This window comes from uncultured Nostoc sp. (assembly GCF_964247315.1).
GTDB lineage: Bacteria > Cyanobacteriota > Cyanobacteriia > Cyanobacteriales > Nostocaceae > Nostoc.
The window spans coordinates 14,487-27,015 of the sequence record NZ_CAXTTT010000003.1 but is presented as its reverse complement, the minus strand read 5'-3'; the positions used below and the strand labels follow the sequence as shown (position 1 = coordinate 27,015).

8 protein-coding genes and 1 pseudogene are annotated in these 12,529 nt (G+C 39.5%); 3 read left to right on the top strand and 6 right to left on the bottom strand.

What is annotated here, in order from left to right; translation table 11 throughout:
* Nucleotide 1: 1 nt before the first annotated feature.
* The 3 genes and pseudogenes from ACFE93_RS01660 to ACFE93_RS01650 all read right to left on the bottom strand — a co-directional run.
* On the bottom strand, nt 2–448 hold the full coding sequence (locus tag ACFE93_RS01660) for a response regulator (protein ID WP_375471724.1): 447 nt from the start codon (nt 446–448) through the stop codon (nt 2–4).
* Nucleotides 445–3,006, bottom strand: a complete 2,562-nt coding sequence (locus ACFE93_RS01655) for a GAF domain-containing protein (RefSeq protein WP_375471723.1) — start codon at nt 3,004–3,006, stop codon at nt 445–447. Before ACFE93_RS01655 ends, ACFE93_RS01660 begins: the two co-directional genes overlap by 4 nt.
* 139 nt (nt 3,007–3,145) lie before the next feature.
* Nucleotides 3,146–3,448: pseudogene (locus tag ACFE93_RS01650) on the bottom strand (sensor histidine kinase); the annotation flags it as partial.
* A gap of 459 nt (nt 3,449–3,907) precedes the next feature.
* Here ACFE93_RS01650 and ACFE93_RS01645 point away from each other — a divergent pair.
* Nucleotides 3,908–6,397, top strand: coding sequence for a hypothetical protein (locus ACFE93_RS01645; protein ID WP_375471722.1), 2,490 nt, complete (start codon nt 3,908–3,910; stop codon nt 6,395–6,397).
* Nucleotides 6,398–6,795: 398 nt separating this feature from the next.
* Here ACFE93_RS01645 and ACFE93_RS01640 read toward each other — a convergent pair whose 3' ends face one another.
* From ACFE93_RS01640 to ACFE93_RS01630, 3 genes are all read right to left on the bottom strand, one after another.
* Nucleotides 6,796–7,197 carry a hypothetical protein gene (locus ACFE93_RS01640; RefSeq protein WP_375471721.1) on the bottom strand — a complete coding sequence of 134 codons (402 nt, stop codon included), beginning with the start codon at nt 7,195–7,197 and terminating at the stop codon, nt 6,796–6,798.
* A gap of 635 nt (nt 7,198–7,832) precedes the next feature.
* Nucleotides 7,833–8,435: a hypothetical protein gene (locus ACFE93_RS01635; protein ID WP_375471720.1), complete on the bottom strand. Its 603-nt coding sequence runs from the start codon at nt 8,433–8,435 to the stop codon at nt 7,833–7,835.
* A 106-nt stretch (nt 8,436–8,541) separates the two neighbouring features.
* Complete coding sequence (locus ACFE93_RS01630) at nt 8,542–8,940, bottom strand: hypothetical protein (RefSeq protein WP_375471719.1); 399 nt, start codon at nt 8,938–8,940, stop codon at nt 8,542–8,544.
* 729 nt (nt 8,941–9,669) lie between these two features.
* Between ACFE93_RS01630 and ppk1 the strand changes: the two genes are divergently transcribed.
* Nucleotides 9,670–11,841, top strand: coding sequence for a polyphosphate kinase 1 (gene ppk1 / locus ACFE93_RS01625; protein WP_375471718.1), 2,172 nt, complete (start codon nt 9,670–9,672; stop codon nt 11,839–11,841).
* 201 nt (nt 11,842–12,042) lie between these two features.
* Nucleotides 12,043–12,447 (top strand): response regulator transcription factor, encoded by a 405-nt coding sequence (locus ACFE93_RS01620; protein WP_375471807.1) that lies wholly within the window; start codon nt 12,043–12,045, stop codon nt 12,445–12,447.
* The last annotated feature ends 82 nt before the right edge of the window (nt 12,448–12,529 follow it).

Sequence of the window (12,529 nt, the reverse complement as noted above, 5' to 3'; positions counted from 1 at the left end):
ACTACTCCGGTGGCAGTTTTACGATCGCAAACCAAAAATTTTCTATTGATTGTACAATTTTAACGAATTGATCGAAATCTACTGGCTTAGTTATGTAACAGTTTGCAGATAAATTATAAGCTTTGAGGATGTCTTCTTGAGCTTGGGAAGTCGTGAGGACGACTACAGGAATTCTTTTGAGGTTTTCATCTCCTTTAATTTCTGCCAGTACTTCCCGCCCATCTTTTCTGGGCAGGTTAAAATCGAGCAACACAATATCTGGATGGGCTGCTTTGACATATTTTTCCTGTTTTCGCAAGAATGCCATTGCCTCCACACCATCTTCGACCACATTCAGATGAATCGAAATTTTGCTATCTTCCAAGGCGATACGTGTAAGTTGGGCATCGCCAGGATTGTCCTCTACCAACAAAACCTGAATAGGCATAATCGCTGTTATGGTAGTCACGATTGCTTAAGAGCTCTATCTGGAATTGTGAAGTAGAAAGTCGAGCCTTGACCCGGTTTCGACTCAACCCAAATACGACCGCCGTGGCGTTCTATAATTTTCTTACAAATTGCCAGACCAATTCCAGTACCAGGATACTTGTCTCTAGCTTGCAAGCGCTGAAAAATTATAAAGATACGTTCAGCATATTGGGATTCCAAACCAATTGCATTATCGCGCACCCAGAACAGCCATTCATCTACCGACGGGATAGAATTTAAATCTTCCCCATCTGCATTTGCATCTCTCTTCTCTACTCCGATGTGAATTCGTGGCTGCTGATTCTGGCAAAATTTGATCGCGTTGGCGATCAGGTTTTGAAATACTTGTGTCAGTTGGGTAGCATCAGCTATCACTTCAGGTAGAGTATCGTAGGTGACAACTGCCTTTCGATCTGCGATCGCAACTTGAAGATTAATAAGCACCTGTTCTAAGACAACACTACAATCAACTGGCACAAAAGGTTGTCCACGGGTGCTGACGCGGGAATAGTTTAACAAATCGTTGATTAGGGTCTGCATCCGACGGGCCCCATCTACTGCATAGGTAATAAACTGATCCGCATTGACATCCAGTTTGTTTTTGTATTTCCGCTCCAGCAGTTGTAAATAACTAGTTACCATCCGCAACGGCTCTTGTAAATCATGAGAAGCTACGTAGGCAAACTGTTCTAATTCTGCATTAGAACGAGTCAGTTCCTGACTTTGCTGGGTTTCTTTTGCTAATAGTTGTGCCTGAGATAAAGCAATCCCAATTTGGTTAGCTAATTGTTGTAACAAATCCGTCTCAAACTGATTCCACTGTCGAGGTGCACCGCACTGATGAGCTAGCAATAAGCCCCAAATACTATCCCTGACAAGAATCGGCACTACAAGATTAGCCCTGACTGCAAACTGCTGAAGAAATTCTCGATGGCATGGTTGGATATGAGCAGCTTCAATATCTTCCATGACACTTACTCTTCCCTGGCGATATCTTTCTATATATTCTTCTTTAAAGCAACGGTCAAAAATATTTTCCCCTAGAATTACCGGCCAACCAGGCAGCACTGCCTCTTGTACCACTGTTCCCGAACCGTCAGTTTCCAGTCGAAAAATTAATACACGGTCAGCTTGTAGTAGTTTTTGTACCTCTGTGACAGTGGTTTGCAGAATTTCGTCTATTTGTAAAGATTCTCGAATTTTCAGGGTGATTTCGGCAAATAGTTGCGATCGCAGATTTTGCCGCTTTAATTCTTCATCTGCCTGCTTGCGATCTGTGATATCAGTATAAGAACCAACCATCCGCACTATATCACCCAATGCGTCCCAAAGTGCCTGTCCTCGATCTAGAATCCATTTATAGCTGCCGTCTTGGCACAGGACTCGATATTCACAGACGTAAAACGGTGTTTTCTTGGCAAAGTGGTCTTGGAAAGCTTGAAGTACCCAATCTCGCTCATCGGGATGGATTCGTTTTGTCCATTCGTCCCAACGGTTGGAAACTTCGTGGTCTTTATAGCCGAGCATTTCCTTCCATCGAGTTGAGAAGAACACTTCATTAGTCTTGAGGTTCCAATCCCAAATACCATCATTATTACCATGTAATGCTAATTGCCAACGTTCTTCACTTTCTCGTAGTGCTTCTGCTGTTTTCCGTCGTTCAGTAACATCTTGAAAATAAACAGACAAGCCGTCTTTTGCTGGATAGGCATGGACTTTAAGCCACTGCTGCTGTGGCAGATACAACTCCTCAAATTCGACACTAACCTGCTCTAAGATTGCCCTGCGATATTCACAATCAAATGTTGTGCCGATAATTTCTGGAAACATCTCCCAGATGTTTTTACCCAAAAGCTGATTACGAGTTTTTTGTAATAGCCGTTCTGCTTGACCATTAATATAGGTGAATTGCCACTTTTGATCTAGGGCAAAAAAACCATCAGTGATACTTTCGAGAAGATTGGCGATGCGGGTTTTGGTGGCTTCAGATTGGGCGCGGGCTGCTTGCTCGTGTGCCACTAGTTTCTCAGTAACTTTAGATACCTCACTTACATGACGCCTGAGTTCTAGTTGGTCGATTACCAGGCGACTCAAACCCACTAACGCCTCCACTTGTTTTTGACTTAGTTGTCGTGGAACTTGGTCAATTGCACATAGAGTTCCCAACATATCTCCCTTTAGAGTAATTAAGGGTACACCTGCATAAAACCGTATATATGGATAGCCAGTTACTACCGGATTACTTGCCAACTTCTCATCAGCTAGGGTATCAGAAATCACTACAACATGACGCTGCTCTTGGCAAAGATAAGATAATCCAACACTCCGTGGCATTTCTGATACATTTAAACCTACTTTTGCCTTAAACCACTGACGGTTTTCATCAATAAAATTTACCAAGGATATGGGAGTGCCACAAATAAAAGCCGCTAACTGAGCAAGGTTGTCATAAGCTTCTTCGGGTTCTGTGTCAAGAATCTGATACTGGCGGAGGGCTTCTAACCTCACCGCTTCTGTATCAATATTTCCAGCTTCCATTAACTTTTTTTAATGTGATATTCAATTCCCAGCCTGACTACTTTATGAATAGATTAACCTTTTTTAACATTAGTTAACCATCTGTCTGCTTTTGGTTATTCAGGGGAGTCTTTGAAAGTTTTTTGAAAAACCTACATTACCATTCTAGGTCGATGTGGTCATCTTCTACGGTGTCGGTATTGTCACGAAAACTGGCTTCTACATTATTAATGCGAAATTTATCTGCATCAGCATTAATTGGCTCAAATATGAATGTAAAGGCACAAGGACTGGTTGTTAGACAACGCTCCACTATTTCCACTACATGGTTAAGGGTATCGTCAATCCGCTCAATCAGTGTACTAGGGACGTATAAATAAACGCCACTGGCAAACAGTAGTAGTAACACGGCTGTGACGGTAGTGTACCAAATTGCAAGACGACGGCGAGTAGCTTGAAACATAGTTATGAGTTATAAATCTTCGTACTTTTTAACTAAATATGCCAATAACGATATTTTGTAAATTTCTATAGTAGTCAAGAGCAATAGTACCCAAAAAGATAAATCAATTTTTATTGAATGCAGTAATTTTACTGCTGTTTATTATATGTTAAAGCGTTTACAGTCTTGTTGCAGTATATTTACTAAGGTTATTTCAAAAATGAAGTAGATATTAAACGTTAACCCTAATTTCAATAAAGGCAGGTTTTAATAATAGAAACTTAAAATTAATTAGGGTTTAGATGAGTTACGTTTTTTAATTTTAAATATATTTATATCAGATAAGCTTAGTAAAAACTTGCATTTTTTTACTAATAAAATATTATTTTTTCTAATTTTATTATTTAAAAAATGTATGAGATTAATGTTCTGGAAATTTAATTATCAATAAATTTCAGTGGATCTATCAAATAATTAATAATGAATAAAAGAGCCTATAAAATTTTAAAGAATTATTTATTAGCACCATTTGTCATAATAAAACTTATACTTTTAATTCATACATTTGCTCTTGCTTCAGACTTAGAGATTAAAAGTAATTCTCAATTATCAGAATTATCTTCAAGAGATGAAGTAGAGTTACAGCAAGATTTTATTAATTTGGAAAATCAGACAAAAGTAGTAGATTTAGAACAAAAAACTAGTAAATTTAAACCTTCTTTTCCTGAGAAATCGGTGCAAAGTGAGGTTATGCCTAACTTTCCTAAAGTTACTTCAAACTCCCCTCAGGAGATTAATGTTTGGGAGCTTACCAACAAGCAGACACTCACAGTATCTAAAACCCCAAAAAACTTGCCCCTAGTTGCAGAATTAGACCAGAAACCATTAATAAAAAAGCCTCAAGAAACTCTGCCAACTGATCCAAATTACAAGATACCGCCGAGAATTGCTCCTAATAAGAGAATTAACCCATTTACAACTACTCTCCCACTGAATGGTATACCTATTAGCCACTTAACAGAATGGGAAACATTTGGAGGTAGTAGCTTTGGAGACGATCGCAACGTCACATTTGATGTTAATGGAATTTTTAAACTCAATAGCCGAATTCAGGAGAGTTTAACTAGAAATAACATTTATACAGTAGAGCAAAAAGGCACTTACTTACAACTACAAACGGTTAGACAATCTAGAGAAGTGACAGTTCTTAGAAAAGAACCACAAACTCTATTTGGCACACAAATCCAAATGAGCTTAACAGCTTCCTGTCTTTTTCCAGGAACTTCTTCTGATAAGCAATGTACATACACCCCTGGTTTAGTAACTGACAGAAATAGTATTGATCCTAACTTTTTCGTTCCAACCCGCATTGTTCAAACTGCTAATGTGGGGGATGTCGTGACTCCAGAATCCTTAGCAGTTATGAGTTTACCTGGCTTTCAAATGGGAGCCAATGGTCAAAAAGTTGGTGTAGATTTCTACTTTCCCAATGCTGGCGCTTTGCCTGGTAACACCCAAGGAAACACACCTTTTTACACTAGACAAGAAAATATTCAAAATACGCCAGCAACTTTTTATTCGACAGTTAGACAAGTTGTCAGAGCAAATGATAAAAAAGCTGTTATTGGTCGGACAATTCGCGGTTATGGGTTCATCTTAAATGACGAAAACACACTACTTAACTCAGCTTTGCAACTAGGTAATTTTATTTTGCCTGATGCTAATCCGCGACTGAAAGGAGGGGCAAATGCAGTAAATTCAAGGATCAATAAAAATTTATTTTTAGCTGCGAATAATGCTAGACTCCCTGCAAATAGTTTTACATTTTATCATGCTGGTATTGGACAAGCAAAAAGCCCAGCAGCAAATATAACAAGTTTGAATCAAGTTCCTAGTGCAAGTTTTAATAGTATCTGGTTTGGGATTTCACCAGTAATACTCCGCAGTATTGACCCAGTTGTTCGTTATGAACCTACTGGGCCTCGTAGGATGTTGGCACAAGCGGGTGCTGAAGGGGGAGTAAACTCAAATGTTGGTTTGGTGTCTATTGTAAATGGTGCAGTTTATTCTCCCTCTACTTTGCAAAATTTTTACACGCAAATTTATCTAGAAGATTTTCTACAAAATGTAAATTTTGCTAACGGCAGCAGACTCACAGAAAAAACGGTTTATTACCCACATATTAGCTTTAGTGGAAATATTACAAGTTCAGCAGATATTTTGAGATATTATGCAGGTGTGATTAGTGGAGACAAAATTAAAGCTTATCTTGGTGGAGATTTTACTCATAGTACATCAAGCGGTTGGACTTATTCGGCAGGAGGCATTGGCTATATCAACCCAGATCGTGATTACTATAGTCAATTAACAGGTAGTGTTACAAAAAAAATACCTTTAAGTCGGACTAGCAATCTCGTTTTATCAACTGGGTTGAATTATGCTATTGACCAAGAAACTAGAATTGGTCGATTTTTAAGTATTACTCCTGCCAGTTCGTTCACACTAGGAGCGAGGGCTAATATCGGCCCTATTTCTTTCGGGTTAGTTCAGTATTTTGGTGATATTTTACCTAATTCAATTGAAAATACGCTCTTAGCTGACTTTGAAATTAAATTTAGTAATAATTTTCGCTTGTCGGCGTATTATACGCCCATTAATGAAAGTACTAGTCGTTCTCGGTATGGAGCTAGCGCACAATGGAGAATGGGCAAACAATACAATAGTCCAACACTAAGTCTGTCTTGGACTAATAATGAATATGATTATGGCAGAGACTCGGCTGGAAATAACTTTAATGTCAGTGATAACGTTTTCACAGTGCTGTTTAAATTTGGAAATCCACCTAATCCTTTTGACCAACAAACTGCTGAACGGTTAAGGCGGGGAATTAATGAGGGGGTTGAACAGTTACAAATACAACGCAACAGACAAAACGTAGAAGAACAAAGACCCCAACCAGCAGTACCCTAGTACCGCAAGGCGGAAGTCAAAAGTCAAAAGTCAAAAGTCAAAAGTATTATGGAATAAGCTCTTTAGGGATTTTAAATGGTTGCTCTATTTACACCGTGGCGTACTAGTACCGCTTCTCTATGAGCGCTGCGCGAATGTGTAATTCGTAATTCGTAATCATATTACAATACGGTTTAGTTAAGAAGAATCGTAGGTTGGGTTGAGGAACGAAACCCAACAATTAACGCTTAATGTTGAGTTTCACTTCGTTCAACCCAACCTACGCAGCTACTGGATATTTACAGGAGATGTAAATTATTAGGTTTTTTTGTAAAAATGGGATGCACCCAATTAAATAAGCTTCTTGTGATCAAAAGTTAACTATTTCCAGGCTTTGTTAGCCAAGCTGATGATTGCAGCTAAAGCTTAATAAGCTCGTCGCCACTGATAGTCCCGATTTTGATTGTGGTATTGGAACTGAACTGATTAATCTGTGCAGTGCCAAGTGCTGTATCTGGCGTGCCTACGATTTGAGCAGTTGCGGGATTTCCCAAGTTAGTTATGGTAATTGCACCGGCAGAACCTAGCGCATAAGCTGAATTGGCAATGCCATTAGCAGCATTAGGAGCATTAAAAGCAGCGGCGGCGGCGTCATTTTTGCCAGTTGCAGCAGACTGGGCTACTCCAGTGACGACACCAGACTCAATTGTAAATGCTACTGCTCCAGCAGCACCGCCTTCTCCAGCTAGAGCTATAGAAGCTATGCCAAAGATGCTAGTAAAAACAGTAAACAATACTGCTAGTTGATGTCTAAAATTCATACTTGTTATTCATTGTTAGTTAATTAAGCAAAATACTTAGATTAGCCATAGCAATTTACCTATAAATTGCGAACTGCTCATTTATAGGAATACTATATGGTCATCTTGTTTTTTACTAATCCAATGAATATAGCTGATAACAATCTGGTGATTTCACCTAATTTGTCAAGAAATATATAAGTTTTTCTTAGTAATTATGAAGGTGTTATAAAAACAAATAAATAATATTCGGCTAATTCAAATCTTTATGTTAAGTAGATAGACAAAAATATTTACAGTCATTGTGAGCAAAGCGTTCGCGGAGCGTCTCGTTGGCGCAGCCTCTCGTTGAGAAGAGAAGTAATCCCAGCCGCAAGCGAATTGCTTCATTCCGCTACCCTGCGGGAACGCCAAGGGCGAACCTGCATTCGCAATGACATTGTGTAATTAATTAGACTTCTTGCAAAAATCCTTGAATCACCCCTCCCCAACCCTCCCCTTGTGAAGGGGAGGGAGCAATATTTCAAGTTTCCCCCCTTTATAAGGGGGGTCTATTCGACTTATGCAAGAGGTCTATTCTGTCCGACTACTTAAAGGATGTTTGAAAAATAGTGACTGAGGTATCCAAAACTTTAGATCCTCCTAAATCCTCCTTTTTAAGGAGGACAAGTTGGTAAACTACCGCTACGAGCAACATCGTCTGTTTGAAATTGCTTAATTAAAGTATTATTATTAGGAGTTTTCAACTCTACTCTTACGTTTCCTGTAGATATAGAACCAATAATGAATTGTCCACAACTATTAGATTTAATTGTAAAAGCACTGCTGCTGCCATTAGGATAAATGAATTTTAATACATAACGCCCTGAAGGAGCAGGAGGAGCGGCTGGAGGGTCTAAATTTTCAAGATAAAATTTGCCATCACTAGTAGCCGCAAGTGTAACCAAGTTAGGATCAAGGCTTATTTTTATTCCCTCTGACATTCTATTAATAGAACTTTTAACTAACCAATTTTGTCCTAAATCAGGATTAGATTCATTTTGATAAATAGGATTATTGCTGGAGGCTAAAGCCAAGGGTGACATTGATAAGTTAGAAATAGTTGCCAAGAAGCCTAGTCCGGCTAAAGTTAGATTTTTTTTCCAATTCATAATTTTGTATTTTTTAGAATTACTGTTTAGAGATTTTTTGAGTATGATGCTAGACAAATAAACAAAGGCTGCAAAAGCAGCCTTTATGTATTTATTTCCAGGCTTCAAGCTACTGGAGTATGTTTGCAAACTTGGTATGCACCTTTAAGATAGCCTTTTGATTTACTTTGACTATCTAAATGTGTCTTAGCTCAGATAATGATTAGGTTGTAACCTATGGAATGGTCACGACCTCAGTGTCATCGGCAGCACCAATCTTAATAGTTCCAACGTCAGCAGTCAAGGTATTAGCTTCGCTAGTGCTGTTTGTAGAAGCTGTACCTGTGATACTAGCACTTGCTGGAGTTCCTATCTGATCCAAAGTAATTAAACCACCAGAACCTAGAGCATAGGCAGCGTTTGGAACAGCAGTAGCACCCTGAAATGCGGCGGCGGCGGCATCATTTTTACCGACGGCAGCAGCTACTGCAACACCTGTTACAGCAGTACCACTGATTGTAAATGCAGCAGCACCAGCAGCACCACCTTCACCAGCCATAGCGCCAGAAGCTAGACCAAAAACACTAGTAGCAGTAGCAACTAAAGCGATCGCAAGTTTTGTGTTGAGTTTCATAACTAAAAAGCTCCTTTCTTCATTTAAGAAAATAATCGAAATTTATACAGCAGAAGTGCTGACAAAATCTGTGAAATGCCCTTTAACCCGAAGTTTTTAGGTGTTCAATCTTTTGTTGATGTAACCAATTTATTCCTGCTTTATAGATATCGAGAGCAGAGAATTTACGGGAGTTTGGTATCAATATTTATAGATCAATAAAAAACAGATTATGTGTATATACTGATGTAAATGCTATTCAACCCATGTACAAACTTCGGGGTTTCTCCCATTTACTTTTACCTAGTTAATGTCTGTATGGCAGTTGTGGCAAAGCTTAACAAGGTTTGTATTTTGAAAAACCAAATCTAAAAAACACCACAAGTACGACTTTAGACTGCCTCTAATACCAAAATTCTCTGTAAACTGGGCTTGATAATTAGTCAGAAATTTTTAGAAATGCCCATACCATATCAACTCCAAGCGCTATAAAACAGGCAAGACGCCCATCCCACAAGAAATAGTTTGATATTTTTTAGTTGGAAGTCACATAGTAATTATCATGTGGATGCAATAGCATTGTAGGGTAGCACTACCCTACGAAAAATCTGTATTTTACACAATTAGAACCGACTAGAATAGGTCGCTATGGCTAACCATTGCCTCAGCGTTACGCTCAAGCCCCATTTAACTTACTATATTTATTGTCCCCCAGTTCAATGGGCTACTTCTGCCTGCCTTTAGGTCATTATGGCAAAATCAAAGAAAAGCTCTACCCCCATCAATCTCAGCGATCCACAATATTATCTTAACCGGGAGTTAAGCTGGTTAGAATTTAATGCCAGAGTATTACATGAAGCCTGTGACGATCGCACCCCACTTCTAGAACGCCTCAAGTTTTTGGGAATATTTAACTCTAATTTGGATGAGTTTTTCATGGTGCGCGTTGCTGGTTTAAAACAACAAGTAGAGGCAAAAGTTAGCCTGTTAACTCCCGATGGTCGCACACCACAACAACAGCTAGATGATATTCGGTCTACCCTCACTCCCCACTTTCAGAAACAGCATCAACATTTTGAGGAAGTACTTCGTCCTCTACTAGTAAGTCATGGCATTTATATTCTGAATTACATAGATTTGAATCAAAAGCAGCGGACTCATCTCAACAGCTATTTTGAGGAACAAGTTTTTCCAGTTTTGACTCCTCTGGCTGTCGATCCTAGTCATCCGTTTCCTTTTATTTCTAATCTCAGTCTGAATCTGGCTGTTGTGGTCAAGAACCCAGATACCGAAGAAGAATTCTTTGCCAGAATCAAAGTCCCTAGTGTTCTACCACGATTTTTACCGATACCGCCTGAGTTGGGAGATCAGAACAGCGAAAAACCTGCCCATTGGACTGGAGTACCCTTAGAACAGGCGATCGCTCATAACTTGGAATCTCTATTTCCAGGGATGAACATTCAAGAATATCATCCGTTCCGCATTACTCGTGATGCCGATTTGGTCTTAGAAGAAGATGAAGCAGATGATTTGTTGTTAGCGATCGAACAGGAATTGCGAAAACGGCGCCTGGGTGGTAGTCCAGTCCGGCTAGAAATTCAATCCCAAACTCCTGAAATCGTGCGATCGCGATTATTGCATGATTTGGAATTAACAGAAAATGATGTTTACGAGGTGGATGGTCTTTTGGGACTGCGGGATTTAATGTACTTTATGTCCTTACCATTGCCGGAACTCAAAGATCCACCACGCCAATCTGTTGTACCGTTACGCCTGCAAAGGCTGAGAGAACCGAGTTTAGACCCAGATGCGCTGGAGACGGACGAAGGAAAAGACTTTTTTGCTGTAATTCGAGAAAAAGATTTACTAGTACACCATCCCTATCAATCCTTTTCGGCTACAGTAGTGCGCTTTATTACCCATGCTGCCTACGATCCGAATGTGTTAGCCATTAAGATGACCCTTTACCGGACTTCTGGTGACTCGCCCATCGTCAACGCCTTAATTGCCGCTGCTGAAAATGGCAAGCAGGTATCTGTGCTGGTGGAATTAAAGGCGCGATTTGATGAGGAGAATAATATTTACTGGGCAAAACGACTAGAAAGAGTTGGAGTTCATGTCGTCTATGGTTTAGTCGGGCTAAAAACCCATAGTAAAACCGTCATGGTAGTACGACGCGAAAAAGACCGGATACGTCGCTACGTGCATATTGGCACAGGTAACTATAACCAGAAAACGGCACGACTGTATACAGATTTGGGATTGTTTAGTTGCCGTGAAGAATTGGGTGCTGACATTACAGATTTATTTAATTTCTTAACAGGATATTCCCTGCAAAAATCTTATCGACAGTTGCTGGTTGCGCCTGTGAATATGCGCGATCGCTTTTTAGCACTAATTCACCGCGAAATCGAAAATGTTCAAAATGGATTTTCTGGACGCATTGTTGCCAAAATGAATGCCCTAGTCGATCCAGAAATTATTGCCACTTTATACGAAGCTTCCCGCGCCGGAGTGCAAATCGACTTAATTGTTAGGGGTGTTTGTTGTTTACGTCCAGGAATCAAAGACATTAGTGAAAACATTCGCATTATCAGTATTGTTGGTCGCTTTTTAGAACACTCTCGGATTTATTATTTTCATAACAATACACAGGAGGAAATTTATATCGGCAGTGCTGACTGGATGCGCCGCAACCTGGATCGCCGAGTCGAAGTAATTACCCCAGTAAAAGACCCAGATATTGCTAAAGATTTGCAAGAAATTATGGGAATTATGCTCGCAGATAATCGCCAAGCTTGGGAATTACAAGCTGATGGTACTTACATTCAACGGCGTCCTTATGATGATTCTCCAGAAGCTAATTCACAAAAAATTCTCATGAACATGGCATTACGCTCAACTGGTGTAGTCCCAACCTGATTGATTAAAAAATAAGTTCTTATACCTTGACAACTAGCTCAACTTAGTTTTTTTTGGAAAAATTGAATTTTTTGAGCAGTTGTCTAAGTTGTTTATCATCATAGGTTCACACAAGTTATTCAACCATAGGATAGAGTCAGTGCTGGCACTTGTTCTCATAAACTGGAAAGGTTATTCTAAATAAATTTGTCTTTCCCCTCAATGTTAATGTTATCCTGCGAGCTTTCTACCTTGCGTGTTTTAGTAGTTGATGACCACGAACTGACTCGCTTAACCTTACAGTTGGTTTTTTCTTGCCAGGAAAATATTCAAGTAGTAGGTTTAGCCAGTAATGGTGAAGAAGCTATAGAAATGGTTAAACGTTGCCATCCTGATGTAATTGTTCTAGATTTACAAATGCCAGTCATGGATGGGTGGAGTGCGTCTAGTCACATTAAAGCTATATCTCCGAATACCCAGATACTTGCTTACTCATCAGTGGAAGACGTAAATTTTCACGGTTCAAAGGCAATGTCTAGCTTTGATGACGTTTGCAAGAAAGATGTACCTACAAGCGAACTTATTGCCTTAGTTAGGCAGCTGGGTCAGCGTGCCGGAGATGGTTAAGTGGCAGGATAAATGATGCAGTGATTATTGCTTCGCCAACTCAGGCTTAGTTCAATTCTGGGGATTTAAAGACATGATACTA